This is a genomic window from Pseudomonas sp. TH15 (assembly GCF_016651105.1).
GTDB lineage: Bacteria > Pseudomonadota > Gammaproteobacteria > Pseudomonadales > Pseudomonadaceae > Aquipseudomonas.
This window is the reverse complement of the sequence record NZ_JAEKEL010000002.1, coordinates 941,448-967,500: the sequence shown is the minus strand read 5'-3', so window position 1 is coordinate 967,500 and position 26,053 is coordinate 941,448. Positions and strand designations below refer to the sequence as shown.

Annotated in this window: 19 protein-coding genes, 2 rRNA genes and 2 pseudogenes (1 of these 23 running past the window's edge); 13 read left to right on the top strand and 10 right to left on the bottom strand. The window is 59.8% G+C overall.

Going from position 1 to position 26,053, the window contains the following annotated elements; genetic code table 11:
* The 5 genes from JFT87_RS28245 to JFT87_RS28225 form a co-directional block, all read left to right on the top strand.
* Window positions 1–865, top strand: a 23S ribosomal RNA gene (locus JFT87_RS28245); it begins 2,026 nt to the left of the window's first position.
* Between the two features lie 184 nt (window positions 866–1,049).
* Window positions 1,050–1,165 (top strand): 5S ribosomal RNA (rrf, locus tag JFT87_RS28240).
* Between the two features lie 150 nt (window positions 1,166–1,315).
* Window positions 1,316–1,975, top strand: coding sequence for a paraquat-inducible protein A (locus JFT87_RS28235; protein WP_201206729.1), 660 nt, complete (start codon window positions 1,316–1,318; stop codon window positions 1,973–1,975).
* Complete coding sequence (locus tag JFT87_RS28230) at window positions 1,962–2,585, top strand: paraquat-inducible protein A (protein WP_201206727.1); 624 nt, start codon at window positions 1,962–1,964, stop codon at window positions 2,583–2,585. The genes JFT87_RS28235 and JFT87_RS28230 overlap by 14 nt, the downstream gene beginning before the upstream one ends.
* Window positions 2,578–4,881, top strand: coding sequence for a PqiB family protein (locus JFT87_RS28225; protein WP_201206725.1), 2,304 nt, complete (start codon window positions 2,578–2,580; stop codon window positions 4,879–4,881). The genes JFT87_RS28230 and JFT87_RS28225 overlap by 8 nt, the downstream gene beginning before the upstream one ends.
* A gap of 184 nt (window positions 4,882–5,065) precedes the next feature.
* Here the strand turns inward: JFT87_RS28225 and mksF are convergent, their stop codons facing one another.
* The 3 genes from mksF to mksB are packed head-to-tail and all read right to left on the bottom strand — an operon-like array spanning window position 5,066 to window position 9,871.
* On the bottom strand, window positions 5,066–7,906 hold the full coding sequence (mksF, locus tag JFT87_RS28220; protein ID WP_201206723.1) for an Mks condensin complex protein MksF: 2,841 nt from the start codon (window positions 7,904–7,906) through the stop codon (window positions 5,066–5,068).
* On the bottom strand, window positions 7,903–8,604 hold the full coding sequence (gene mksE, locus JFT87_RS28215) for an Mks condensin complex protein MksE (RefSeq protein ID WP_201206721.1): 702 nt from the start codon (window positions 8,602–8,604) through the stop codon (window positions 7,903–7,905). Before mksE ends, mksF begins: the two co-directional genes overlap by 4 nt.
* Entirely contained in the window at window positions 8,594–9,871 is a 1,278-nt protein-coding gene (gene mksB / locus JFT87_RS28210) for an Mks condensin complex protein MksB (protein WP_201206719.1), read from the bottom strand. The genes mksE and mksB overlap by 11 nt, the downstream gene beginning before the upstream one ends.
* Window positions 9,872–10,091: 220 nt before the next feature.
* On the opposite strand from mksB, the gene JFT87_RS28205 reads away from it, so the two are divergent.
* Both JFT87_RS28205 and rimI read left to right on the top strand, forming a co-directional pair.
* Complete coding sequence (locus tag JFT87_RS28205) at window positions 10,092–10,832, top strand: energy transducer TonB (protein WP_201206802.1); 741 nt, start codon at window positions 10,092–10,094, stop codon at window positions 10,830–10,832.
* Window positions 10,825–11,277: a ribosomal protein S18-alanine N-acetyltransferase gene (rimI, locus tag JFT87_RS28200; protein WP_201206717.1), complete on the top strand. Its 453-nt coding sequence runs from the start codon at window positions 10,825–10,827 to the stop codon at window positions 11,275–11,277. Before JFT87_RS28205 ends, rimI begins: the two co-directional genes overlap by 8 nt.
* Window positions 11,278–11,421: 144 nt before the next feature.
* Here rimI and JFT87_RS28195 read toward each other — a convergent pair whose 3' ends face one another.
* Complete coding sequence (locus JFT87_RS28195; protein ID WP_201206715.1) at window positions 11,422–11,826, bottom strand: serine kinase/phosphatase; 405 nt, start codon at window positions 11,824–11,826, stop codon at window positions 11,422–11,424.
* A gap of 183 nt (window positions 11,827–12,009) precedes the next feature.
* On the opposite strand from JFT87_RS28195, the gene can reads away from it, so the two are divergent.
* Window positions 12,010–12,654 (top strand): carbonate dehydratase, encoded by a 645-nt coding sequence (gene can / locus JFT87_RS28190; protein WP_123514497.1) that lies wholly within the window; start codon window positions 12,010–12,012, stop codon window positions 12,652–12,654.
* Window positions 12,655–12,674: 20 nt separating this feature from the next.
* On the opposite strand, the pseudogene JFT87_RS28185 reads toward can, so the two are convergent.
* The 4 genes and pseudogenes from JFT87_RS28185 to JFT87_RS28170 form a co-directional block, all read right to left on the bottom strand.
* Window positions 12,675–13,184, bottom strand: a pseudogene (locus JFT87_RS28185) (SET domain-containing protein-lysine N-methyltransferase); the annotation flags it as partial.
* 179 nt (window positions 13,185–13,363) lie between these two features.
* Window positions 13,364–14,536 carry a hypothetical protein gene (locus JFT87_RS28180; protein WP_201206713.1) on the bottom strand — a complete coding sequence of 391 codons (1,173 nt, stop codon included), beginning with the start codon at window positions 14,534–14,536 and terminating at the stop codon, window positions 13,364–13,366.
* A gap of 155 nt (window positions 14,537–14,691) precedes the next feature.
* Complete coding sequence (locus tag JFT87_RS28175) at window positions 14,692–16,389, bottom strand: acid phosphatase (protein WP_201206712.1); 1,698 nt, start codon at window positions 16,387–16,389, stop codon at window positions 14,692–14,694.
* Window positions 16,390–16,559: 170 nt separating this feature from the next.
* Entirely contained in the window at window positions 16,560–17,978 is a 1,419-nt protein-coding gene (locus tag JFT87_RS28170; RefSeq protein WP_201206710.1) for a TIGR00366 family protein, read from the bottom strand.
* Between the two features lie 348 nt (window positions 17,979–18,326).
* Between JFT87_RS28170 and JFT87_RS28165 the strand changes: the two genes are divergently transcribed.
* Complete coding sequence (locus JFT87_RS28165; RefSeq protein WP_201206708.1) at window positions 18,327–19,643, top strand: MFS transporter; 1,317 nt, start codon at window positions 18,327–18,329, stop codon at window positions 19,641–19,643.
* 23 nt (window positions 19,644–19,666) lie between these two features.
* Here the strand turns inward: JFT87_RS28165 and JFT87_RS28160 are convergent, their stop codons facing one another.
* The gene (locus tag JFT87_RS28160; RefSeq protein ID WP_201206706.1) at window positions 19,667–21,037 is read right to left on the bottom strand and encodes a GntT/GntP/DsdX family permease; all 1,371 of its coding nucleotides are present in this window, start codon (window positions 21,035–21,037) and stop codon (window positions 19,667–19,669) included.
* A gap of 241 nt (window positions 21,038–21,278) precedes the next feature.
* On the opposite strand from JFT87_RS28160, the pseudogene JFT87_RS29005 reads away from it, so the two are divergent.
* The 4 genes and pseudogenes from JFT87_RS29005 to JFT87_RS28145 form a co-directional block, all read left to right on the top strand.
* Window positions 21,279–22,007 (top strand): annotated as a pseudogene (locus JFT87_RS29005) (PAS domain-containing protein); the annotation flags it as partial.
* A gap of 156 nt (window positions 22,008–22,163) precedes the next feature.
* Window positions 22,164–22,595 (top strand): methyl-accepting chemotaxis protein, encoded by a 432-nt coding sequence (locus tag JFT87_RS29000; RefSeq protein ID WP_416195320.1) that lies wholly within the window; start codon window positions 22,164–22,166, stop codon window positions 22,593–22,595.
* A gap of 151 nt (window positions 22,596–22,746) precedes the next feature.
* Window positions 22,747–23,346, top strand: a complete 600-nt coding sequence (locus JFT87_RS28150) for a flavin reductase family protein (RefSeq protein WP_201206702.1) — start codon at window positions 22,747–22,749, stop codon at window positions 23,344–23,346.
* A gap of 74 nt (window positions 23,347–23,420) precedes the next feature.
* Entirely contained in the window at window positions 23,421–24,053 is a 633-nt protein-coding gene (locus JFT87_RS28145; RefSeq protein WP_201206700.1) for a LysE family translocator, read from the top strand.
* Window positions 24,054–24,135: 82 nt separating this feature from the next.
* Here JFT87_RS28145 and ggt read toward each other — a convergent pair whose 3' ends face one another.
* Window positions 24,136–25,968, bottom strand: coding sequence for a gamma-glutamyltransferase (gene ggt / locus JFT87_RS28140; RefSeq protein WP_201206698.1), 1,833 nt, complete (start codon window positions 25,966–25,968; stop codon window positions 24,136–24,138).
* Between the last annotated feature and the right edge of the window lie 85 nt (window positions 25,969–26,053).

The window sequence follows — 26,053 nt, the reverse complement described above, 5'->3', positions numbered from 1 at the left end:
GTATCCGCGGCTAGACGGAAAGACCCCGTGAACCTTTACTATAGCTTTGCACTGGACTTTGAATTTGCTTGTGTAGGATAGGTGGGAGGCTTTGAAGCGTGGACGCCAGTCTGCGTGGAGCCAACCTTGAAATACCACCCTGGCAACTTTGAGGTTCTAACTCAGGTCCGTTATCCGGATCGAGGACAGTGTATGGTGGGTAGTTTGACTGGGGCGGTCTCCTCCTAAAGAGTAACGGAGGAGTACGAAGGTGCGCTCAGACCGGTCGGAAATCGGTCGTAGAGTATAAAGGCAAAAGCGCGCTTGACTGCGAGACAGACACGTCGAGCAGGTACGAAAGTAGGTCTTAGTGATCCGGTGGTTCTGTATGGAAGGGCCATCGCTCAACGGATAAAAGGTACTCCGGGGATAACAGGCTGATACCGCCCAAGAGTTCATATCGACGGCGGTGTTTGGCACCTCGATGTCGGCTCATCACATCCTGGGGCTGAAGCCGGTCCCAAGGGTATGGCTGTTCGCCATTTAAAGTGGTACGCGAGCTGGGTTTAGAACGTCGTGAGACAGTTCGGTCCCTATCTGCCGTGGACGTTTGAGATTTGAGAGGGGCTGCTCCTAGTACGAGAGGACCGGAGTGGACGAACCTCTGGTGTTCCGGTTGTCACGCCAGTGGCATTGCCGGGTAGCTATGTTCGGAATAGATAACCGCTGAAAGCATCTAAGCGGGAAACTAGCCTCAAGATGAGATCTCACTGGGACCTTGAGTCCCCTGAAGGGCCGTCGAAGACTACGACGTTGATAGGTTGGGTGTGTAAGCGCTGTGAGGCGTTGAGCTAACCAATACTAATTGCCCGTGAGGCTTGACCATATAACACCCAAGCAATTTGCTTGCTTCGAGCTGAAAAGCGAAAGAGCACCAGATTGCGGTGTGTGAAGACGAAACGAACCGAAAGTTCGACCGCCCCTAAAAAGGCAGCACAAAACACCGAAAACTATCCCATACCCAATTTGCTGAAGCGAGGCCATCTGGCCACGATTCGGTACCCGAATTTCTTGACGACCATAGAGCATTGGAACCACCTGATCCCATCCCGAACTCAGCAGTGAAACGATGCATCGCCGATGGTAGTGTGGGGTTTCCCCATGTGAGAGTAGGTCATCGTCAAGATTAAATTCCGAAACCCCTATCTGCGTATGCAGGTAGGGGTTTTGTTTTGCCCGAAGAAAAGCATGGCTTCGACAGCCGCACAAATTTGCACAGTTATTTTCGATTCAGAACACTAGAATAGGCCCACCTTTTTCGGAGCCAGAGCCTTTTATGCCAGATCCGGTTGACGCCTCACGGCTGTCAGATTTACCGCTGGACGACTTGGTGGCGTGTCACGAGTGCGACCTGCTGATGCGTAAGCCCGAACTCGCCCATGGCGAGAAAGCCCTCTGTCCGCGCTGCGGTTATGAGCTCTATGCCCATCGGCACAATGTCGTTCAACGCAGCCTCGCCTTGGTCATCGCCGCACTGTTGTTGTATGTCCCGGCGAACTTTTTACCCATCATGCAGCTCAATCTACTCGGGCAATCGTCGCAAGACACTGTCTGGAGCGGCGTTGTAGGCCTGTTCGATACCGGTATGCAAGGCGTCGCGGTGGTTGTGTTTTTGTGCAGCATGGGAATCCCGCTGCTCAAGTTACTCTGTCAGTTGGCGGTGCTACTCAGCATTCGTTTCAACATCGGGCGCAGTTACGGTTTGTTGCTCTACCGCATTTACCACCATCTTCGGGATTGGGGGATGCTCGAGGTTTACCTCATGGGCGTGCTGGTAGCGATCGTCAAGCTGGCAGATATGGCAGCCATCACCGTAGGTCTTGGCCTGGCGTGCTTTATCAGTTTGTTGTTGGTCCAGGTCTGGCTGGAGGTTGTGATGTCGCCTCATCAGATCTGGCAGGCTTTGTCAGGAGAAGATGCCCATGCGGGCGATTGATGCAGGCATTCTGATTTGTACCGAATGCCATGAATTGAACAAGCAGGAAGCCGACACCGACGAGCAGGTGTGCACCCGTTGCGGTGCATTGGTTCACGCCCGTCGTCCGAACAGCTTGATGCGCACCTGGGCATTGCTGATCACCGCAGCGATTCTCTACATCCCGGCCAATGTGCTGCCGATCATGACCGTCAGCTCACTCGGCAAGGGTGATCCCAGCACCATCATGTCTGGCGTGATCCAACTGGTTCAGCACGGCATGATTCCAATCGCGGCCGTGGTTTTTATTGCCAGCATTCTGGTACCAACGTTCAAACTCGTGGGTATCGCATTACTGCTGTTTTCGGTGCAGCGTCGCCAGCCACTGTCGGCACGCCAGCGGATTGTGATGTACCGCTTTATCGAGTTCATCGGCCGTTGGTCAATGCTGGATATCTTTGTGATCGCCATCCTGGTGGCGGTCGTGAATTTCGGACGGCTTGCCAGCGTCGAAGCCAATCTTGGCGCCATCGCCTTCGCCAGTGTGGTGATTCTGACGATGCTTGCCGCAGTTACTTTCGATCCCCGACTGATTTGGGATAACACGGAGTCGGACGACGACCATGACTGATTTGCCTACAGCGAAAACCCGACCGGCCTCGAACTGGTCAGCTATCTGGGTACTGCCACTGATCGCCCTGATCATCGGCGGCTGGCTCGGCTGGCGTGCCTACAACGAAACCGGTATCGAGGTTCAGGTGCGTTTCGAAAGCGGCGAAGGCATTCAGGCCAATAAGACCGAAGTGGTCTACAAAGGCATGTCGGTCGGTAAGGTGAAGACCCTCAAACTCGATGACGACGGCAGCTCCAAAGGAGTGATCGCCACGGTCGAGATGAACAAGGACGTGGAGCAATACCTCAAGACCAGTACGCGCTTCTGGCTGGTTAAACCGAGCGTGAGCCTGGCCGGTATCACCGGTCTCGAAACCCTGGTGTCGGGCAACTACGTAGCCATCAGCCCCGGTGAAGGCGAGCCGGCCCGCAAGTTCAAAGCCCTGGCTGAAGAGCCGCCGCTGTCGGACTCCAAACCCGGTCTGCACCTGACCATCAAGGCTGATCGTCTGGGCTCTCTGAATCGCGGCAGCCCAGTGTTCTACAAGCAGATCAAAGTTGGCCAGGTCAAAAGCTATCTGCTGTCCGAAGACCAAAGCACGGTCGAGCTCAAAGTCTTCATCGAGCCTACCTACGCCAGCCTGGTGCGCAAACACACGCGCTTCTGGAACTCCAGCGGCATCAGCATCGACGCCAATCTGTCCGGTGTGAAAATTCGCAGCGAGTCCCTGGCCAGCATCGTCGCCGGCGGCATCGCGTTTGCCACTCCGGAAAACCGCAAGGACAGCCCGCCCACCGATCCGAGCCTGCCGTTCCGTCTGTATGAAGACTTCGATGCGGCGGCTGCCGGTATTCGGGTCAAGGTCAAACTCAGCGACTTTGAAGGCTTGCAGGCTGGCCGTACGCCCGTGATGTACAAAGGCATCCAGGTCGGCAATCTGAAAGCTCTGAAGATCGATCCGGACTTGTCGGGTGCCACCGCTGAATTGACCCTTGACCCGTTGGCTGAAGATTACCTCGTCACCGGGACTCAGTTCTGGGTGGTCAAGCCGTCGATCTCGCTGGCGGGTATCACCGGTCTCGAAGCCCTGGTCAAAGGCAACTACATCGCCGTGCGCCCGGGCGACAAGGGCAGCGCGCCGCAGCGCGAGTTCGTGGCCCGGGCCAAGGCTCCGCCCCTGGACCTGCGCTCGCCGGGCCTGCACATGGTGCTGTTCACCGATAATCTCGGCTCCCTGGAGGTCGGTAGCCCGATTCTCTACAAACAGGTCAAAGTCGGTTCGGTCCAGAGCTATCAGTTTTCCAAGACCAAAAAACAATTGATCATCGGCGTTCACATCGAGAAGGAATACGAGGGGCTGGTCAACGCCTCGACGCGGTTCTGGAATGCCAGCGGCATTACGCTCAGCGGTGGTTTGACCGGCGGAATCCAGGTCAAAAGTGAGTCACTGCAAAGTCTGATGGCCGGCGGTATTGCTTTCGAAACCCCGGAAGCCAAGGCGCCGTTGCAAAAGAAAATCCCGCGCTTCCGTTTGTTTGCCAGCCATGACGAGGCAAACCAGAAAGGCGCCGTGGTCACCATCAAGGTCGATCGCGCTGATGGCCTGCGCAGCGGTACGCCGATTCGCTTCAAAGGGCTGGATGTCGGCAAGATTGAAGACGTCGACCTCAGCGATGACCTGCAGTCGGTGATGCTGACCGCGCGGATTACCGAAGTACCGGAACGCATCGCGCGGGAGGGCAGTCAGTTCTGGGTGGTCAAGCCTGAGCTGGGGTTGATCAAGACGTCGAACCTCGAAACCCTGGTCACGGGTCAGTACATCGAAGTGCAGCCGGCCGCGAAAAACCTCGGCCCGCAGAAAAACTTCGTGGCGCTGGCCAACCCGCCGGAGTCCGCCAAGGTAGAAGCCGGGTTGAGTCTGGTGTTGAGCGCGGCGCGTCGTGGTTCGCTGAAAACCGGCGTGCCGGTGACGTACCGTGAAATCACCGTCGGCAAGGTAATCGGTTATGAATTGGGCCAGACCGCGGATCGTGTGTTGGTGCACATCCTGATCGAGCCGAAGTACGCGCCATTGGTGCGCAGCGGCACGCGGTTCTGGAACACCAGCGGTTTTGGCTTTGATTTTGGATTGTTCAAAGGCGCGACGGTGCGGACCGAGTCGCTGGAGACGCTGATCCAGGGTGGTATCGCTTTTGCCACGCCGGAGGGTGAGCGCATGGGCAGTCCGGCCCGGCCAGAACAGACGTTCCCGTTGTTCGACAAGTTTGAAGATGAATGGCTGACCTGGGCGCCGAAGATTTCCCTCGGTAAGTAGTTTATTGGCGGCTGTGCTGCCGCCATCGCGAGCAAGCTCGCTCCCACAGTGGATTTGTGTCGAACATAAAACCTGTGGGAGCGAGCTTGCTCGCGATGGGGCCCTCAAAACCACCGAAAAGCCTTCAATAAAAAAGGCCGCGATCCAATGGGTCGCGGCCTTTTTTCGTCTCTAACGGTTTAAATCAAACCGCATCCAGCTCCGGCTCATCGGCTTCAACGTTCAAAGTCGGCTTCACTTCATCATGCCGACGAATGTACTTCCAGTCCGCCTCATCAATGTAGATCCCGTTCGGCCCGCTACCACCTTCCAGGTCAATCGCCACACTGGCGCAAACCTGTGGCTTCACACTCGCCAGGATCGGCACGAAGCCCAGTTGCAGACTGGTTTCCAGCAGCGCTGCCTGGTTTTTCTCGTCGATGTCCGCCGCCTCGTCGAGGTAGTACGGCAGACGCACGCGACCGGCCTGGTCGCGGTCCATCAAGTGCAGCAACAAATACATGTTGGTCAGCGCCTTGATGGTCATAGTGGTGCCGTTGGACGCCGCGCCGTCGATGTCGGTGTGAATCACCGGTTGACCGTTGACCTTGGTGATCTCGAACGCAAGCTCGAACAAGTCCTTGAGGCCGAGCTGGTTGTGGTTTGCCGCCACCAGCCGCGCCAGGTATTCCTTGGCTTCTTCGTTCTTGTTGTCTTGATCGGCGCTTTGGCTCAGGTCAAACACAGAAAGGGTTTCGCCTTCTTCGTATTGGCCGGCGCTGTGGATGATCTGGTCGATGTGCTTGAGGGCTTCCTTGTTCGGCGCGAGCACGATGCGGAAGCTCTGCAGGTTGGAGACCTGACGCTTGTTGATCTCGCGGTTGAACAGCGCCAGTTGATGCTCGAGGCTGTCATAGTCGCTGCGGATATTGCGCAGGGTCCGGGCGATGTCGGTGACCGCTGCACGGCGCGCCTTGCCGAGGGTCAGCGCTTCGTCGGTGCGGTGCGCGTACGCGTTGATCAGCAATTGCAGGCGACGTTCCATGTCGTCTTCGCTGTCGAACTTGGCCACGCCCTTGAGACGGACCTGCGCATACAGCGCTTCGATCTGACCATCGCTGCGCTGCAAACCCTGCCAGCTGTCCTGGTAGTCGTTGAGCAACGGCAACAGGTTGTCCATGGAATCGTCGATCGGGTCCATGAACGGTGTGCCGAACGGCATGTCTGCCGGCAACAGCTGACGGCGGCGCAGGGCGTCGTCGAGGGTGCGTTGCTTGGCTTCCATGTCGCCGATCTGCCGGCCGACCAGTTGCAGCTTGGCCGACAATTGCTGGACGCGTTCGGTGAAGGCGTCGCTGGAACGCTTCAACTCTTCCTGCGCCGCTTCCATCTGCGCCAATTGCTCAAGCTTGTCGTCTTCCTCGGCGCTCAAGGTTTGCGCGCGGCGGAAATCTTCCAGGGCTTTCTGCGCATCCAGCACTTGCTGGTACAACGCTTCGGTCTGGGTCTTGCTCGCCGCGCGGTCAGCGACCACGGCAGCCTGGGTTTTCAGTTGCTTGAGCTCTTTTTCCAGACGCTCTTTCTGATCGCGCAAGGCTGCGCGGTCGGCCAGGGCTTGCAGGGCTGGCGGCTCGATGTGCGAGATGTCGATGGACAGCCCCGGCACCTCGAAACGTTCGCCTTTGAAGCCGTCTAGGATCAGCTCCAGGGATTTGACCCACTGACCGTCCTCGTCCAGCGTAATCCCGTGCTCGCCCAGCGGCAGGCTGAACAGCGCGCTGTTGAACAGGCGCATCAGGCGCTCGACGTCCTGTTGCGAGAACTCTTCTCGCAGTCGGGCGTAGCTGTTGTTGTCGGCGTGATCGAGTTGCTGCTTCACCGACTTCAGGCGTTTTTCCAGATCCCGCAGACGTTCTTCCAGGTCTTCGGCGCTGAACTGCCGGGACTGGGCCAGCGCACCAGCCAGTTCATCGTGCGCATCCTTGGCCGCCAGCAGTTGCTGCTCCAGGACTTTGACGTCAGTGACCAACGCGAAGCGATGCTTGAGCACCGACAACTCGCCGAGCCAGCGCTGGATGCCGGTGATTTCCCGCTCCAGGCGCATCAGCTCTTGCGTGCCGCCACGCTGATCGTTTTGCAAGGCGTCCTGCTCGCCGCGGTAATGTTCGGCCTGGATGGTCAGCTCTTCCTTGCGCGCACTGGCGTAGTCCGACCAGGTGCCGAGCAACGAATCGAGCAACGGCGAGATGCGGTGCAACTTGCCGCGCAGGATGTTGCGCTGGGTAACGCCTGAGGCCAACGCTTCAACCAGCGGGCCGGCGGTAACCAGCGAGTTGTAGTCCTGCTCCATGCGTCGTACATCGCGGAACGCTTCTTCACACGCGGCGATGTAATCGACACTGCCGGAACGCAGGCTGTGTTCGAAGGCGTCGAGGAACAACTGCTTGAGCTTGGCCGCAGTGATTTCGCGCATGTGCAGCAGGTTGATGAACAACGCGCGGAAGGTCTTCAGGCTCTGCTCGCTGGTGGAGCGCAGCGGGATCAGCGTCAGGTCCAGCGGAATCGAGGTGTGACCGCCAACCAGCAAGCGACGCAGTTCATCCGGCTTGAGTTCGTAGGCTTTCAGGCCCTCTCGCTCAAGGTTGGTGAACAACTCTTTCTGGCGCAGGCAGGTGTCGTTTTTCTGGTAATGGGCCAGATCCAGTTTGCCGGCGTAGGCAAAGAACTGGTGACCGAAACCACCACCCGGGCCGCGACCGACCACGCCGATCACGTGCGGACCATGGGGCAGCGAGACTTCGACCAGGATGTAGCTGGTGTCCGAGGCGAAGTAGAAACGCCGGGATTGTTCCAGGCTGTACTTGCCGAAACTCATGTCCGACATGCGCGCCAGGATCGGGAACTGCAAGGCGTTGATCGACGCGGATTTACCAAGGTTGTTCGCGCCGTAGACCGACAGCGGCTCTTCCAGCGGGAACAGACCGAGGCTGTAACCGGCGGTGTTCAAAAGGGCGAAGCGGCGAATGCCGTAGCGTTCCTTGCTCATGCGTCGGTCTCCTGTTCTTCGGCAATGGCGCGGGCCATGGCGTCTTCTTCGCTTTCTTCCGCGAAGTCACTGAGGTCCAGCGGGTCATCGGTTTCCAGCAGCTTTTCGTCGCTGTCATCATCGATCAGCACCGGTGCTGGCAGTGGCAGCACGCTGTGCAGGCTGGCCGCCAGATCGCGGTCTTGCTGGACTGACAGGCAAACGTCGAGGAAACGGTGCATCGGCGGCAGGAAACGGTAGATGCCGTTTTCTTCGCCGGCAAAACCGAGTTGAGTCATGCGGCGCATGATTTTTTCTTCGAGTTCTTCGACGGTCTGCACTTCGGCCTGGATGAACAGGTCGCGATACTTCTCCAGCAACGATGGCAATTCATCACGACCGAGGCTGCCACCGTCGAGCACGGCGACCGGGTCGCGGCCCTGATCCGCCAGATGCTCGACGAGGATGAAAGTGAACAACGCCAGACGCTGAGCGGTCTTGTTCACCGCTGCAGCGGCAAGGTCCGGCACAAAGTAGTAGAAACCACGGGTGTCGCAGACCAGTTCAAAACCCAACGCCTTGAACAGCGTGCGGTACTGGTCCTGGAAGTTCGACAGTTGTGCGTACAGCTCCGGATCTCGGCGGCTGACGTGATAGCCCTTGAACAGCTCGCGAAAGATCGGCGCCAGCTGGGACAGTTCGTTTAGATCAAGATGCATTTGGGATGCTCGCGGAATCCTCGGCGGCGGTGTCGCCGGCCGAGAGCAGGGCGAAGGAGCGCAGGCTGACCTGGTGCTCATGAGTGTGGTAATCGCGGCGTTCCAGACGCTCGCGTTTGAAGCGTTTTTCCCGTGACAGGCGCGAGAACCAATACAGCAATTCGTCGGTAGCGCCGTCCGGTTCCTGCTCCAGCAGCCAGGTCATCAGGTCCGGCATCGGCAACGCGTCTTCACAGCGTTCGAGCATTTCCCGAACCGTGCGTGGCGCGCGCGGGGCTTCGCCTTTCTGGGTTTTGTGAGCCTTGGGGAAACGCGCCGGTTTTGGCTCGAAACGCGCCAGGGCGTAGACGTAGGCTTCGACCTGACTGGCACTGCCGAGGAAGGTGCTTTGCGGACGCGTGAACATTGGCATCGCGGCTTGCGGCACCGCATCAATGCCTTTACGGCGGATGGCCGACAGGGCCAGCGCTGCGCCACGGGTTACGGCGTTGTGGCGGCGGGCTTCTTCACGCAGCGGCAATAGCAGTTCGCGGGCATGACGCAAGGTCAGTTGGGCGCTGGTCTGCATTTCGAGGATGCGTGCGTGGGTGCGCAGCAGCATGTCGTCATCGACCAAGTGGCCGAGGCGCTGCTGTTCGGTGAGCATGCGCAGCAGAACGTTTTCGACTTTGCGCACGCCTTGCTCGAAGGCGCCGTCGGCGTTCACCAACTGGATCATCGGTTCGACGTATTCGTCCCAGGTCGCCAGTACTTCGGCGTAACGCTGACGCAGCGGGATCTGCCGGTCGCTGGTCTTGGCCCGCTCGGCAACGGCCACCAGGGCCTGTTCGTCGTTGGCGAGTTTCTTCAAAACGTCCCGCACGCGCATATCGAGCAAGCGCAACTGGCGCGCCAAATCGTGGCCGTCGCGGATGTCGAACGCGTCCTGGATATAACCGGCCAGGCGCTCGAGATGGCGCAGATAGGCTTCGATTTCCAGGCACAAGCCCAAACGGTGCTCACGGCGCAGGTAAGCGAGGAAGTCGTGGATCTGCGCATTGAGCTCGAAACGGTTCGGGCTTTTCGCCACGGGCACCAGAATGTCGAGGCGGATCCACACGTCCAGCAGGCTGGTGATGTCCTGCGGTGTACTGTCCAGTTGCTGGGCGGCCAACTGTGAACGCAGTTCGTTGAGGCTCAAAGTGCCTTGGTCGAAGTGCTCGCACAGTGGCTCCAGAAGTGCCCAGTGTTCAGCGAGGGCGCGCAAGACGCGCTTGGGTTCGATCATCGGGATGGCCGGCTGGTTGACGATTAAAAGCGGCGATTGTACTGCATCGCGCCTGTTGCGATTCACTCTCGGGACGGGCAGTCGCTGTTTCTATGGGTAAGAGTATTGATCAAGCGCGGGCGATCTTCGGCGAAGGGCGGTAGAATCAGCGCATTATTAGTTATCCACAAGTGGCCGACCTTTGCTTATCGAGTCTCGCCGCCGCGCTTATTTGACCGCCATGCAGGTGGTCAATTGGCTGCCGCGCACCGAATTGCCCTTTGCTGCGCCCTCGCGCCCCGAACTGCTGGAGGCGCTTGAGCCGTTGGTCATCGCCCCGGTGGCGCCGGCTCCAGTGGCTGAGACGCCCGTGGAACCGCTGGTCAAACCGGCCGAACGGGTGAAAATCGAGGTGCCGCGGCCATCGCTGGCCAGCACACGCACCAACGCCAAGGTTGAAGAAGAGGCGGCGCCGGTCGCCATCAAGGCGCCAGTTGTGCCGCCGCCGCGTTTCGCCCTGCAATTGTTGCGGGCCGGGCGCTGCCTGCTGTTGGTGGAGTTACCCACAGGCGAAACCTTCCAGACCCGCGATCCCGCCTATATGTTGCTCAAGGACATGCTGCGTGCCGCCGGTCTGCCGGACAGCCCGCAAATTGTCGGCGAGCCGGTGCGCTGGCCGCTGTTGTCTCGCGGCACCATGGATCAAGGCCCGGAAGCCGCTCGCGATTTCGTGCAAGGTTTCCTCTCGGCCCGGCTCGAAGACGCCCCGTGCGTCTGCCTGTGGCTGATTGGTTTGCCGGCGGTGCGGTTTGCCGGTGAGGCGAACGCCGAATCCTTCAACCGTGAACTCCAGGTCGAAGGCCTGGGCTCGGTCTGGGCCCTGCCGGGTCTGGAATTATTAATGGAAGAGCCACAGCGTAAGGCTGATGTCTGGCAAGCCATGCGTCGGCTGATGGCGCGCTGGAAAGAATCAAATGATTGATGCTGTATCGTTCCGCCCGATGACCGAGGCGGACATGGACGCTGTACTGAAAGTCGAATACGCGGCCTATAGCCACCCGTGGACCCGCGGGATTTTTCTCGATGGCCTGGGCAAATACCAGATCTGGCTGATGTTCGAAGGTTCGCAGCAGGTCGGGCATGGCGTGGTGCAGATCATTCTTGATGAAGCGCATCTGCTGAACATCACCGTCAAACCGGAGAATCAGGGCCGTGGCCTGGGTTTGACGTTGCTGGAACACTTGATGTCCCGGGCGTATGACGCCAAGGCACGCGAGTGTTTCCTGGAAGTGCGTGACAGCAACCGTGGGGCGTTTCGGTTGTATGAGCGGTATGGGTTTAATGAGATTGGACGTCGCCGGGATTACTACCCGGCGGTGGGTGGGCGTGAAGATGCCGTCGTTATGGCCTGCACTTTGGTCGACTGAACACCAATCCCCTGTAGGAGCTACCGAAGGCTGCGATCTTTTGATTTTTCTGTCTCTCAAGATCAAAAGATCGCAGCCTTCGCCAGCTCCTACAGGGAAATCCGATCAATCAGATAGATCGGCGGTGTTAGTCCAAAAAATTGATCAACGATTCCCGTCAACCGGATCGCGATTCGCCATTTCCGCCTCATCCAACCCATTCCCGCCGCCAATGTCCTCCTCATCGACGATGCTTAAATCCCAATCGGCCGGTTCCCCTTCGCCTGCCTCGTGGGCATCCCGTGCGCCATCTTCACGGATCAGGGTTTCCGGGCTCATGTCATCGTCGGTAGACTCATGGTCGTCGGTCGAAGCACCGGTCATGCCGGCTTCACGGACACGTTCGCGGGGCATCAGTCGCTCGCGTTCATTTTCCGGCAACTCGTCACCGATTTTTGCGCTGGGTTCTTCCTCGTCGAAATCCAGCTCATGCATCGAGCCCATGCGGTCTTCGTTGTCGTCGATGGGCTCGGGTTGCACCGCATCGTACGGACGTCGTGATTCAGTCATGGCAATTCCTCATACTGTGGGCCTTACTAAGGTGGACCCACTGGGTTGCCGAGAATTCCCCCGGCATGGAGCTGCGGGCTAGCTGGTGTAAACATCAGGGCATCAGGGGTATCTGCATCGCGCGCGTGACCCCGACGGGCGGTCGTCTGTCAAAGCTGCGCATCATTCTTGAGGCTTCATTGCATGAACGAATTACAAGATCTGATTGATAACAACGAGCGCTGGGCCGACGCGATCACGAAAGAAGATCCTGATTTCTTCGCCAAGCTGGCGCGTCAGCAAACCCCGGAATACCTGTGGATCGGTTGCTCCGACGCCCGGGTGCCGGCGAACGAGATCGTTGGCATGCTGCCCGGCGATCTGTTCGTGCACCGTAACGTCGCCAACGTGGTGCTGCACACCGACCTTAATTGCCTGTCGGTGATTCAGTACGCGGTGGACGTGCTTAAGGTCAAACACATCCTGGTCACCGGCCACTATGGCTGTGGTGGCGTGCGTGCGTCTATGCAGGACCGTCAATTGGGCCTGATCGATGGCTGGTTGCGCTCGATTCGCGATCTTTATTATGAAAAGCGCGAAGAGCTGGCCAAGTTGCCGACCGAAGAGGAGCGGGTCGACCGCCTCTGCGAGCTCAACGTGGTCCAGCAAGTGGCCAACGTCGGTCACACCAGCATTGTGCAAAACGCCTGGCATCGTGGGCAAAGCCTGTCGATCCACGGTTGCATCTATGGCATCAAGGATGGTCGCTGGAAAAGCCTGAACGCCACGATCAGCGGCTTCGAGCAACTGCCGCCGCAGTATCGCTTGCGTCCAGTCGGGGCGTTGTAACGTCTTTCAACACAGACTTCGCGGCGCCAGTGCAGCAAAAACAGCTGGCCGTCGGCGTTGGGTGGCTCATCGTAGCCGGTGATCCAGCCGCGACAGTCCGCCGAGCCACACTGGCAGGCGAACTGGCGCAGCAGTTTGTCTTCGGTCGCGGCGTAATCCATTGTCAGCCTGTCGCCGTTGTTAATGTCCTTCAGCGCCCATAACCACAGCTCGCTCATATCGAGAAACACGTTGGGGTTGCAGGAGTGTTCCAGCAGGCCGCAGAAACGCGGGTCGTAGAGGTGGATGCCGAGTTGCAGTTGTCGGCTCTGGCGACATCGGTAAGGCAGCAATTGCCCCGACACTCGGCACATCCGGCTGATGCGCAGAAAATCCCGTCGCGCCATCACCCCTGTGGCGATGCCGGCGTCGTCATGCATGACTTCGAAATCGCGGCTGGACGGGAAGCCCAGGCGCACAGGCAATGCGGCGAACGGATATACCCCCTGTTCATCCCGTGACTGGCGGGCCTGAAGAGCGTGGCTGTTCATAACGTTCCTTGTCGAGCGGGTGCTGCGACTCCCGAAGGCTGACGTCCTGTCAGTCCTGCAACACGTGTGCGGAGCCAATCGTCGCGCATGTGTCACGACAAATCTACTGTCAGATCTGACAGGCGAGTTAGACGCATCCCCGCGTCAGACATGGCTGACACGGGAATGGCCAACGTCGCTTACAGGTGCGGCGCCGGCACGGCACTTTCTGGCAATGGCGCCTGCAATTGCCTGAGTTGTGCCTTGATTGGCGTCGAAGCGCATTGGGTCACTGCCTGTTGCTCACTCAGGTTACGGATCGAGGTGTAGAACAGCTCACAGGTTTTTTCTTTCTGGGTCACTTGCCAGGTCTGGGTGCAGCTATTGAGCAGGGCACTCGGATCACTGCCCGGTTTGCTGCCCATCCCGGCTTGCCAGCAGGCAGCGCTCAAATCCTGGCCCATGACTGTCAGACCCGCGGCATCCGCCTTGGCCTGGGCATCCGGACCGGTGTAGCTGGCCGGGTCGGCGGCGTACCAGATGTAACTTGGATGGTTGGAACCCAAGACCGGCACTTTTACGCCAGCGCTAGGGCTGATGGTTGCCAGGCCCAACACATTTACGGTCACCCCGTATTGCTGCTTGATCCAGTTACGCACCGGCGCACCGAAGGCGACCATTGGCAATGTTGCGCCTTTGGCGTTCTGGCTGACTTCCTTGACCATGGTGGTCTGGTAGTCCTTGAAGTAGTCGTAAACACCTTCCAGATCCTTGCCCGCGTTGGACGGCGCGGCAATTGGCGCGATGTCGATGATGGTTTGATAGGCCGGTGTCTGGGCGGCTGGAATACCGTTGTCGACCAGCAGCGTGGCCCAGCGATCGGTCGTGGCCGACTCCAGGTAATCCTGGGCCTGGGTCAACGAGTAATCCGGCGGGAAGTGCAGCAGCTCGACACTTTTGCGGTTTTCCAGCGCCATGCCCAATGGCAGGAACAGATACCAGCTGTAAGCCCACTTGCCGTCGGCGTTGAGTTTGCTGGCGCCGTTGTAGGCCAGATCCCCGGCATCGAGCAGCGCTGCCAGGGGTTTTTCATACCCATTGGGTACGCCGCTGATTTCGGCGTAGAGCTGATCGTTATCGGTTTTCACCAGGACTTTGGCGGCGCTGTAACCATCGCGCTGCACGCTTTGGGTCAGGTAATGCTCGACGGTCTGCTCCAGCGTCCAGTTGCGAAAGCAGATTACGTTGCAGTTGTTGGGGTAAGCGAAGAGTCGGGTGACGCGCTCGGTGCTGCCCAGCTTGAGATCGACATCGGCGTGGGCGGCGGCACTCAGGGTGAGGGCGGCGAGGGTAAGTCCTGCGAGTTTGAACATGCTCAGATCCTTTTCAGCGTGGGCCCTCGTAGGCGGGGCGCCTCCATACTGAAACCAGATGTGTCGAGCGGTCCAGTACCCACGCAAAAAATCGCAGCCGATGACATTCCCCCGTAAGAGTTGCCGAAGGCTGCGATCTTTTGATCTTCAATCAATCAACCCGGAAAATGCAGAGCGTTGGTCAAATCCCCCATCGGCTTCTGGCCCCGGGCGATCATCGCGTCATCACGCATTTTGATCCCGTCGAGGGTTTCCAGTTGAAAGGTGCGAGTGATCAGCCGCAGGATCGAAGCGGTGTCATACGCCGTGTGATCCACCGTGCCCTTGCGCGAGAACGGTGAAATCACCAGTGCCGGAATCCGTGTTCCGGGGCCCCAGCGATCGCCTTTGGGCGGGGCAACGTGGTCCCACCAGCCGCCGTTCTCGTCGACGGTGATCACCACCACCATGTTTTTCCATTGCGGACTTTGCTGCAGCACTTTCAGTGCGCGGACGATATGCCGGTCGCCCGACGCGATGTCGGCGTAACCAGCGTGCATGTTCAGGTTGCCCTGGGGTTTGTAGAACGTCACCGCGGGCAGCTTGCCGGCTTCGGCGTCGGCCAGGAACTTGTTGGTGCTCGACTCATCGCCCAAACCGCCATCGCGCAAGCGCTTGGCGCGCTCGGCCGGGTTTTCCGGACCTTGGCGCTTGAAGTAGTTGAACGGCTGATGGTGGTACTGGAAATTCGGGATTTTCGGAATGGCGCCCGAATCCTTGTACTCCTCGATCGTGGCTTGCCATGCGCCGCCGTACCAGGCCCAGTCGACGTTCTTTTTCGAGAGCTTGTCGCCGATGTGGTCGTGGGTTTGTGGTACCAGCACGCTCGGCAAAGGTTTGGCGTAGTCCGGGCGCTCGGGATCGCGGATCCAGGTCGGCCAATAGGGCGGCGCCATGGTGTTTACCGCGTAGCCATCCGGCGTCAATAGGCTTGGGCCGAACTGCGGCGGGCCAGTCATGGCGCTGGCGGGCGAGGCGTCCAGCGGCTTGAGGCGATTGTCGGTCGGGTCATCGCTTTGCAGCGTGGCGATCTGCGGCTTGGCGATCGAATTGGCAGCATCCGGGTAGAACGGCACCTGGGCGCTGATCAGGTATTGATGGTTCAGGTACGAGCCACCGAATGCCCCCTGGAAGAAGTTGTCGCAGAGCACGAACTCCTTGGCCACATCCCACAAACGCAATGAATAACGAGTCTGGGCGTAATGGCCCATCGTCAGGCTACCGGAGTCGGCCCAGGCGACAAAGCGGTCGTTCTTGCCGCCGTTGATTTGCATCTGGTTCTGATAGAACACGTGCCACAGGTCGCGGGTCACCAGACTCAGCGGCAAGTCTTCGCCTTGCGGGCCTTTGAGGGCGTACGGCGCATTCGGCAGGTGTTCCTGAAATTGCGTACCGGCGGGGTAAATCACGCCATCGAGGGTTTGCGGGCCAACTTGGTTAATGCCCCCCCAAACCGGCGGCAAGGTCGACAGCGCGCTGCCGTCGCGATCCTGCTGCGCGCCTTCCTCCGGCTTGAGCGCCGACAGCGGTTTTTCGACGCCCGGGAAGTCGGCAAACAAGTTATTGAAGCTGCGGTTTTCGCCGTAGATCACCACGACGTTTTTGACGTTTTCTTGCAGGGCTTTATCCAGCTCGGCAGGTGTCAGCGAGCGTTCAACCGGTTTGCCGGAACTGTCCCCTTGATTACCACAAGCACTCAGCGTTGCACCGACACCCAGTACGGCAACACCACCCAGGAAGCGGCGGCGACTGGTATCCGTGGGTTGATCGGCTTCGGAGGAGGGGAGGTCGTTTCCGTCTTTGTCGTCGTTCATTCCAATTCCTTTTTCGCGAAATTGTTTCAGCTTGTTTCGGGCGGACCCTAGCAAGGAAATATGACTGCTGGGTTACAAATCGTGCGGTGTCTAGTGTTCCTCTCCTGAACCTATTGCCCGTCGATCAAAACTGATTGCACCTGCATTGGAGCAGGTGCAATCCCATCAAGTCACGGCATCACCGGCGGCGTATAAACCAGCGTCGTCCCCAACGCCCACAGCAGAAACAACACCAGAGGCGTGTGCACCAGCAACTGCACGAACGAAAACCCGATCAAGTCCCGCGCCTTCAACCCCAGCACGCCCAGCAGCGGCAGCATGTAGAACGGGTTGATCAGGTTCGGCAGGGCTTCGGCGGCGTTGTAGATTTGCACCGCCCAGCCCAGGTGGTAGTTGAGGTCAGTGGCCACTTGCATGACGTACGGCGCTTCGATGATCCACTTGCCGCCGCCCGACGGGATGAAGAAGCCGAGAATCGCCGAGTACACACCCATCAACAACGCGTAGGTGTCGTGGGACGCGATCTGTACGAAAAAGGTTGAGATGTGGTGGGCGAGGGTCTGGGCGTCAGCGCCTTTGACGGTGGTCATCAGTGCAGCAATTGAACCGTACAGCGGGAACTGGATCAGCACGCCAGTGGTGGTCGGCACCGCCCGGGACACCGCATCAAGGAAGCTGCGCGGGCGCCAGTGCAGCAGGGCGCCGAGCATCAGGAACAGGAAGTTGTAGGTGTTCAACCCAGAGATCGCGCTGATCGCCGGTTTGGTCGAGAACTCATGAAACAGCCAGCCGCCGGCCAACAACACCAGCAGAATCGTCAGCAATGGGCTATGTTCCAGCCATTCGCCGGGACGCGTTCGTGGTTGCAGCGGTGGCAGGTTGAAACTCGGGTCGATGCCGCAGGCCTTGGCGTCACGCGCGGTATTCGGGCCGGGCGCGGTGGCGTAGGCAATGATCAGCGAGACCACAATCAGCGCCAGCAACAGCACGCCGGACTGCCAGAGAAAGATCGTTTGAGTAAACGGGATGACCCCGGTGATCGATAGAATCGACGGCGGCAGGCTGGCCGGGTTGGCCTGCAATTGCGCGGCGGACGAGGACAGCCCCAGCGCCCAGACAGCGCCAAGCCCCAGATAAGCCGCCGCACCGGCCGCGCGGTAATCCATTTTCAGATCGGTGCGGCGGGCGAGGGCGCGTACCAGCAAACCGCCGAACACCAGCGACAGTCCCCAGTTGAGCAACGACGCGACCATCGAAATCAACGCGACCCAGGCTACGGCGGAGCGGCCGTTTTTCGGGATTCGCGCCAGGCGATCAATCAGCTTCACGGCTGGCGGTGAACTGGCGACCACGTAGCCGCCGATCACCACGAACGCCATCTGCATGGTGAACGGGATCAGACTCCAGAACCCGTCACCGAACGCCATGGCGGCGTCGGTGGGTTTGGCGCCCATGGCCAGCGTGGCCAGTGCCACGATGATGACGGCCAACGCGGCGAACACCCAGGAATCGGGAAACCAGCGTTCGGCAAAACTTGAACAGCGCAGGGCAAAGCGCGCAGAGCGGCTATCTTCGATATCAACGGCCACAGGAATACCTCGGATTTTTATGGTTATTGTGGGTCTGCAGGAACAATCACTCCTCTGCGCAACACAGAGACTCCTTGTGGGAGCGAGCCTGCTCGCGAAGAGGTCGGCACATTCAACATCAAAGTTGCCTGAACTGACCCTTTCGCGAGCAGGCTCGCTCCCACAGGGATTCCCATCGTTTGGCCGGCGCCGGCGTGGTCCCGCTGGACAGGCATTAACAGTAATTCAACTGCCGACGCTTTGTGAGCAGGTTTTGCAAAACCATGACTATGGTCTAACGGGTTGTCCACCAGCCCGTTTGCGTAGACCATGGGCGCCTTGGTTTTTGCCTGTGCCAGAGTTCTTTTCATGACTGCCAATACCGAAACGGCCAAACCGGCGCCGTTCACCCGTGCTGATTACAAGACCCTGGGCCTTGCGGCGCTCGGCGGGGCGCTGGAAATCTACGATTTCATCATTTTCGTGTTTTTCGCCCTGACCCTCAGCCAACTGTTCTTTCCACCGGAAATGCCCGAGTGGCTGCGCTTGCTGCAAAGTTTCGGGATTTTTGTCACCGGTTACCTGGCGCGGCCGCTGGGCGGGATTCTGATGGCGCACTTCGCCGACAAACTGGGGCGCAAGAAAGTCTTCAGCCTGAGCATCCTGATGATGGCGCTGCCGTGCCTGCTGATCGGCATCATGCCGACGTACGCGCAAATCGGTTATTTCGCGCCGCTGCTGCTGTTGGCATTGCGCATCCTCCAGGGGGCGGCGGTGGGTGGTGAAGTGCCGAGCGCCTGGGTGTTCGTTGCTGAGCACGCGCCGGTCGGTCATCGCGGTTATGCGCTGGGTTTCCTGCAAGCCGGGCTGACGTTTGGCTACCTGATCGGCGCGTTGACCGCGACCTTTCTGGCGCAAGCATTCACTCCGGCAGAAATCCTTGATTACGCCTGGCGCTACCCGTTCCTGCTGGGGGGCGTGTTTGGGGTGATCGGTGTCTGGCTGCGTCGTTGGCTTAGCGAAACCCCGGTGTTCATGGCCATGCAGGCCCAGCGCGATGCGACCGTCGAACTGCCGCTGCGCACGGTTCTGCGCGAGCATCGCCTGGCCATGTGGCCGGCGATGATCCTCACCTGCGTGCTGACCTCCGCCGTGGTGGTGTTTGTGGTCATCACCCCGACCATGATGCAGAAAACCTTCGGCATGACCGCCAGCCACACCTTCGCCCTGAGCGCCTTGGGCATCGTGTTCCTGAACGTCGGTTGCGTGCTTGCTGGCTTGCTTGTTGACCGCATCGGTGCCTGGCGCACAGTCATGCTTTACAGCCTGCTGCTGCCGCTGGGCATCGGCGTGCTCTACACCTGCCTGATCATTGGCGGTGACTGGATCGGTCTGGCGTACGCGATTGCCGGCCTCAGTTGTGGGGTGGTCGGCGCGGTGCCTTCGGTGATGGTCAGCCTGTTCCCGGCGCGGATTCGCGTCTCGGGGATATCCTTCACTTACAACATTGCCTACGCCGCGTGGGCGAGTATCACACCGCTGCTGTTGATCGGTCTGATGCCGTGGAGTCCGTGGATCTGCGTGATGTTCTGTACAGTGATGGGAGCAGTGGGCGTGGGCAGCGCGGCATATTTCAGCGCGCGCATGCCCCATGTCGGGAGCCGCCGCGTGGCTCCCTGTCTGTAACTATCCCGGGGACGGAGCGGCCATCACGTCAACCAATGCCACCACAACAACGTCCCGACCAACCCCACCACCGAAACGATGGTTTGCAGAATCGACCAGACCCAGATTGTCTGTTTGAGCTGCAAGCCAAAGTACTCGCGCACCATCCAGAATCCGGCGTCGTTCACGTGGCAGAAAAACACTGAACCGGCGCCAATCGCCAATGCCACCAAAGAGCTTTGCGTCGCCGCCAGTCCCGCCATCATCGGCGCCAGAATGCCCGCCGTGGTGGTGGTCGCAACAGTTGCCGAACCGGTGGCTTGACGCAACGCTACGGCGATCAACCAGGCCAGCAGCAAGTACGGCATGTGTGCACCTTCAGCGACTTTGCTGATGGTCTGGCTGATGCCGGCATCGAGCAGCGTTTGCTTCAAGCCACCACCGGCGCCGATGGTCAGCAGCAACACGGCAATCGGCGCCAGGGCTTTGCGCAACGTGCCGCCCACTTGTTCACGGGGCATGCCATTGGCCCAGCCGAGGCAGATCACCGCCGCCATCACTGCAATGCCCAACGCCACCAGTGGTTCACCGAGGAATTTCAGGGTCAGGGCGACGGAGCTTTCGGGGCTCATCGCGACTTTCGCCAACGTGCTGCCGAGCATCAGCAACACCGGCAGCAGAATGATCAGCAACGACATCCCGAAACTCGGCTGGCGCGGGGCCTTGGGCGGGGCGCTAAACAGTGCGCCGAGTTCCGCTGGCTCATCGACGTGCATGCGTTTCGACAGCCAGTTGCCGTAGATCGGGCCGGCCAGAATCACCGCCGGAATGGCGATGCTGAAACCCAGCAACATGGTCAGGCCCAGGTCGGCGTGCAACGCGCTAACCGCAATCAACGGCCCTGGATGCGGCGGCATCAAGGCGTGCAACGTGGTCATCCCGGCCAGCGCCGGAATGGCGATCTTCAGCAACGGCTGACCCGAACGGCGCGCCATCACAAAGATGATCGGCACCATCATCACCAGCCCGACTTCGAAAAACAGCGGCAGGCCAATCACCATCGCCACCAGCGCCATGACCCACGGCAAGGATTTGCCTTTGCCCAGGCCAAGCAGGGTCGAGGCGATGCGGTCGGCGGCGCCGGATTCGGCCATCAACGCACCGAGCATCGATCCGAGGGCAATGATGATCCCCGCTTCACCAAGAATCGCCCCCGCGCCTTTGCTAAACGCTTTGGCCACATCTTCGGGCGGCAATCCAGCGCCAACACCGGCAATGAACGTACCAATCAAAATCGAAAGAAAGGGCGGGAGTTTGGTGGCGCTGATCAACACGATAATCGTGGCAATCGCCAGCAGGCAGCAAAGGATCAAACGGGTGTCGTGAACCATCCAGGCAGCGGTCGATAAATCCAAAACGGGACTCCTTATCGGGCAGATACCGTCGCAACATGTTGTTGCAATTTGTTCGGAGAATACCTGATATGGGTGGGGCAGAGCGCTGGGTTTTGTAACCGGCTCGCAGGGGAGTTCGGCAAACTAAATGGCACGCGGCCATTATTTTTGTAGGACAAACCCAAAACACTCTTTAGAAAATATCCCGACGGCCGATGGTTAGGCTGTATGCCGCTTTCTACCCAGCCCTCGGTGCTTTCCCATGTTCAATAAACGCTTGAAGCAGGAGCTGTCCGCTCTTCGCGAAGAACTCTCCAGCCTCCTGCAAGTGAAGGACAGTCTGGAAAGCGAGATGCTGGTCCTGACGCTCGAACCGGACGGGCGGATTCAATCGGTCAACCAGAATTTCCTCGGCGAGATGCTCTACAAGAGCAACGATCTGATCGGGCGGCAGATCGAAGACATCGTGCCGGCTCATGTGAAATCCGACGAATTCCACAACCGCTTCAAGACTGCGCTGACCCGTGGCGAGCATTTTGCCGGCACCGTGCGTCTGCTGCGCGGCAATGGCGTCGAGGCCTGGCTGCGTTCGATCGTGCAACCTGTGCGTTCGGCGGACGGTCGCATCAAACACTTCTCGATTTACTCCAGCGACCTGACCCGCACCATCGAAGCCTCCCGCGAGCACGAGAACCTGATCGGCGCGCTGGTGCGTTCGACGGCGGTGATCGAATTCGACCTCAACGGCAATGTGCTGACCGCCAATGATCGGTTCCTCAGCGGCATGGGTTACAGCCTGGCGCAGATTCAGGGCAAACATCACCGCACCTTCTGCTTTCCCGAGGAGTACAACAGCGCCGAGTATCAGAACTTCTGGCGCCGTCTGAATAGCGGCGAGTTTGTGGCCGAGCGTTTCAAGCGCCTCGACAGCCATGGTCGTACGGTCTGGCTGGAGGCGTCCTACAACCCGGTGGTCGATGCCAACAACAAACTCTACAAAGTGGTGAAGTTCGCCACGGTGATTACCGATCAGGTGAATCAGGAGCAAGCGGTTGCCGAAGCGGCCAACATTGCCTACAGCACCTCGCTGCAAACCGACAACAGCGCCCAGCGCGGCACGGCGGTGGTCACTCAGGCCGTGAGCGTGATGCGCGACCTGGCCAAGCACATGCAAACCGCCGGTGAAGGCATCGAAGCCTTGAACGAGCAGTCGCTGGTGATCGGCACCATCGTCAAGACCATCAGCGGCATTGCCGAGCAGACCAACCTGTTGGCGCTCAACGCGGCCATCGAAGCGGCGCGTGCCGGTGAACAGGGCCGGGGTTTTGCTGTGGTGGCGGACGAAGTCCGGCAATTGGCGTCGCGCACCAGCCAGGCCACGGACGAAATTGTCGGTGTCGTGCGGCAGAACCAGGACATGGCGCGCAACGCCGTAAGCCTCATGACCGACGGCAAACTTCAGGCCGAACAGGGCCTGGCGCTGGCAGCAGAAGCGGGCACGGTGATTGTCGAGATTCAGGATGGCGCGCAGAAAGTGGTGAACGCGGTTGGGCAGTTTGCCAATCAGCTGTCGACTTGATTCGCAGGCTTAAAGAAGTAAACGCGAAAAGATCGCAGCCCTGTAGGAGCTGCCGAAGGCTGCGATCTTTTCATAACGACACCACCGTATCTCGTCATGGCCTGCATCACGGTTCCCGCTACAATCGGCGATTTCCCCGGAGCAGACTTCCATGACCGTTTCCCATCGCCGTCCGGTGCCGTTGTCCAAGGCTTATCGTCTGCTCAATCACGGGCCGACTGTGCTGGTCAGCGCAGCCCACGATGGCCAGCGCAATATCATGGCCGCTGCCTGGGCGATGCCGCTGGATTTTGAACCGCCGAAAATCGCCGTGGTGCTGGACAAGTCCACCTGGACCCGGCAACTGCTGGAAGCCTCGGGCACGTTCGTGGTGAACGTGCCTTGCGCCGCCCAGGCCGACATCGTCCAGACCGTTGGCTCGACGTCTGGCCTGGAATTAACCCAAGGACAAGGCCAAGACAAGTTCCAGGCCTATGGCTTGCAGACTTTTAGCGGCGAGCTGATCGAGGCGCCGATGCTTGAAGGTTGCGTTGCATGGCTGGAATGCCGGTTGCTGCCGGAGCCGCACAATCATCAGCAGTACGACCTGTTTCTGGCCGAGGTGATTGCCGCCCAGGCCGATGAACGTGTATTCAGCGATGGCCGCTGGCACTTCGAAGGGCAAGACGCATTGCGCACGCTGCACCATGTCGCTGGTGGGCACTTCCTGAAGATTGGCGACCCGGTGGATGGCAAGACGCTAGCGGTTTGATGGTTGTTGATGGCAAAACGTTGCTGGATGTTGCAAGGTAGAGGGCATCGTCGAACCGATCAGGCGCATGCCCCATGGATCTTTCCCTTTCGAGTTATCTGGCGCCGTTGCTGTCGCTGGCCCTGTTGTGGACGGTCGCCGTGGTCACGCCCGGGCCTAACTTCTTCAACATCGCTCAATTGGCAGTCAGCCGTTCGCGCCGCCATGGCGTCGTCGCGGCGCTCGGCGTCGCCAGCGGAACCGTGCTGTGGGGACTGGCGGGCGGCCTGGGCATTCAGTCGCTGTTCAGTGCCGCGCCGACGCTGTACCTGAGCTTCAAGATTGCCGGCGGCTGTTACCTGATCTACCTCGGACTCAAGCAGTTCAAGCGCAAGCCGCCGATCGTCCCTGGCACGCTCGATACCTCGGAGCAGACGTTGCTCGGCGCTTACGGGCGGGGCTTTCTGGGCAACATGACCAATCCCAAATCCGCACTGTTTGTCGCCACCATCTTCGCCACCGCCATGCCGGCTCACATCCCGCCACTGTTGCTGGCACTGGCGGTGATGACGATGGCGACGCTGTCGTTCAGCTGGTATTGCTGCGTGGCGCTGTTCTTCGCCAGTCGGCGGATCGCTGGTGTATACGAGCGGTCACGGCAATGGCTGGATCGCTTCGCGGGCGGTTGCTACCTGTTGTTTGGTGCGCATCTGGTGGCTAATCGCTGAGCCGAGCGATGTTCCAAGTTCAATCAGTTGCATGAAAAAAGGCCTACCTCCCGGTAAGCCCTTTCTCATTCCAGCGTACGACTCAATCCCCCAGCGCTTCCCCCTCACGCCGCGGATCCGCCCCGCCCGCCAACGACGCTTTCCCCTGCGCATCCTTCACCCGAACAATCGCCTGGGTTCCGCTGGTCATGTCGATTTCGTTCACCGCATGCCCCTTGTCTTTCAACGCCTGAATCAGCGCCGTGCTGAACTGCCCTTGTTCCAGTTCGGTCGGGCCGTTGCGGCTGCCGAAGTTGGGCAGGCTGATGGCGGCTTGTGGGTCGAGGTTCCAGTCGAGCAGGCCGATGGTGGATTTGGCGACGTATTCGATGATTTGCGAACCGCCAGGAGAACCGACGGTGGCGAGGAATTCGCCGTTCTGGCGGTCGAAGATCAGGGTCGGCGCCATGGACGAGCGTGGGCGTTTGCCCGGTTCGACGCGGTTGGCGACTTTCTGGCCGTTCTCTTCGGGGATGAATGAGAAGTCGGTCATCTGATTGTTGAGCATGAAGCCCTGGACCATCAGGTGCGAGCCGAATGCGGCTTCGACGGTGGTGGTCATGGACACCGCCCCACCCTCGTCATCGACGGCTACCACTTGCGAGGTGGAGATGCGCAGCGGCGAACGGTCCGGTGCGTAGGCCACTTGAATCCCCGGCGGTGTGCCGGGTTTGGCCGTGCCCATGCTGCGGTCGCCGATCAGGGCGGCGCGGCTGGCGAGATAAGCCGGGTCGACCAGGCCTTTGACCGGCACTGGCACGAAATCGGTGTCGGCGACGTATTGCGCGCGGTCGGCGTAGGCCAGGCGTTCGGCTTCGGAGATCAGGTGCACGGCTTCAGGCGCCGGTTCGATGCCCGCCGGTTTTGTGGTCTTGAGCGGTTTGAGCGGCGCCAGGGCAAAGCGTGGGTCGCGGGTTTCGAGGGCTTGCAAGGTGCCGAGGATCTGCGCCACGGCAATTCCGCCCGATGACGGCGGCGGCATGCCGCAGACCTGCCAGCGTTTGTAGTCGGTGCACAGCGGCGCACGCTCTTTGGCCTTGTAGCCTTGAAGATCATTCAGCGACAAGCTGCCGGGGTTTTTATGGCCCTGGACCTTGGCGACGATTTCTTCGGCAATCGGCCCTTTGTACAACGCATCGGGACCTTCGTTGGCGATGCGTTTAAGCACGGCCGCCAGTGCCGGGTTTTTCAGCAGCGTGCCGACGGCTTTCGGGCTGCCATCGGCATTCATGAAATACGCCATCATGTCCGGCGAACGCTGCATCGACGAGTCCGAAGCGATCAACTGATTCAGGCGCGGTGAGATCGCAAAGCCTTGTTCGGCGAGTTTGATCGCCGGCTCGAACAGCTTCGCCCATGGCAGGCGACCGTGTTTCTGATGCGCCAGTTCCAGTGCCCGCAACACCCCCGGCGTGCCGACGGAGCGACCGCCAATCTGCGCCTGGGTGAACGGCATCGGCTGCCCGTCGGCCTGCAGGAAAAGCTTTTCGGTGGCGCCGGCCGGTGCAGTTTCGCGCCCGTCGTAAGTGCGTACCTGTTTGCCGTCCCACAACACAATCATCGCGCCGCCACCGATCCCCGAGGATTGCGGTTCCACCAGCGTCAGTACCGCTTGCATCGCAATCGCCGCATCAATCGCCGAGCCACCCTGACGGAGCATCTCGCGACCCGCTTCGGCGGCCAGCGGGTTGGCGGCCGCGGCCATGTGTTGACGGGCGTGGCGGGTTTGCAGATCGGTGCGGTAGCCGGAAGCGGCTTCCGGCGCCAGCGGCAGGGTCGAGGAGGGTGGGGCGTTGCACGCGGTGAGGGTCAGGGCGCTGATGATCAGCGTCAGTGCTGGCAGGCGAAAGCGGCTCAAGGGCAAGGCTGAAAACACGCGGGCTCTCCGTCCGTGGGGTGAAAGGTCTGACGGACTTTATCGACCGCTCGGTCGCGACGCAAACCGATGGGCATTTTTGTCT

Bases quoted from the DNA above. Each gene is read 5' to 3' on its own strand.
- JFT87_RS28150 (WP_201206702.1), top strand. From the start codon at position 22,747: ATGACCGTTTCCCATCGCCGTCCGGTGCCGTTGTCCAAGGCTTATCGT.
- JFT87_RS28145 (WP_201206700.1), top strand. From the start codon at position 23,421: ATGGATCTTTCCCTTTCGAGTTATCTGGCGCCGTTGCTGTCGCTGGCC.
- can (WP_123514497.1), top strand. From the start codon at position 12,010: ATGAACGAATTACAAGATCTGATTGATAACAACGAGCGCTGGGCCGAC.
- JFT87_RS28180 (WP_201206713.1), bottom strand. From the start codon at position 14,536: ATGTTCAAACTCGCAGGACTTACCCTCGCCGCCCTCACCCTGAGTGCC.
- JFT87_RS29000 (WP_416195320.1), top strand. From the start codon at position 22,164: ATGCGCGACCTGGCCAAGCACATGCAAACCGCCGGTGAAGGCATCGAA.
- rimI (WP_201206717.1), top strand. From the start codon at position 10,825: ATGATTGATGCTGTATCGTTCCGCCCGATGACCGAGGCGGACATGGAC.
- JFT87_RS28205 (WP_201206802.1), top strand. From the start codon at position 10,092: ATGCAGGTGGTCAATTGGCTGCCGCGCACCGAATTGCCCTTTGCTGCG.
- JFT87_RS28195 (WP_201206715.1), bottom strand. From the start codon at position 11,826: ATGACTGAATCACGACGTCCGTACGATGCGGTGCAACCCGAGCCCATC.
- JFT87_RS28165 (WP_201206708.1), top strand. From the start codon at position 18,327: ATGACTGCCAATACCGAAACGGCCAAACCGGCGCCGTTCACCCGTGCT.
- JFT87_RS28225 (WP_201206725.1), top strand. From the start codon at position 2,578: ATGACTGATTTGCCTACAGCGAAAACCCGACCGGCCTCGAACTGGTCA.
- mksF (WP_201206723.1), bottom strand. From the start codon at position 7,906: ATGAGCAAGGAACGCTACGGCATTCGCCGCTTCGCCCTTTTGAACACC.
- JFT87_RS28175 (WP_201206712.1), bottom strand. From the start codon at position 16,389: ATGAACGACGACAAAGACGGAAACGACCTCCCCTCCTCCGAAGCCGAT.
- mksB (WP_201206719.1), bottom strand. From the start codon at position 9,871: ATGATCGAACCCAAGCGCGTCTTGCGCGCCCTCGCTGAACACTGGGCA.
- mksE (WP_201206721.1), bottom strand. From the start codon at position 8,604: ATGCATCTTGATCTAAACGAACTGTCCCAGCTGGCGCCGATCTTTCGC.
- JFT87_RS28235 (WP_201206729.1), top strand. From the start codon at position 1,316: ATGCCAGATCCGGTTGACGCCTCACGGCTGTCAGATTTACCGCTGGAC.
- JFT87_RS28230 (WP_201206727.1), top strand. From the start codon at position 1,962: ATGCGGGCGATTGATGCAGGCATTCTGATTTGTACCGAATGCCATGAA.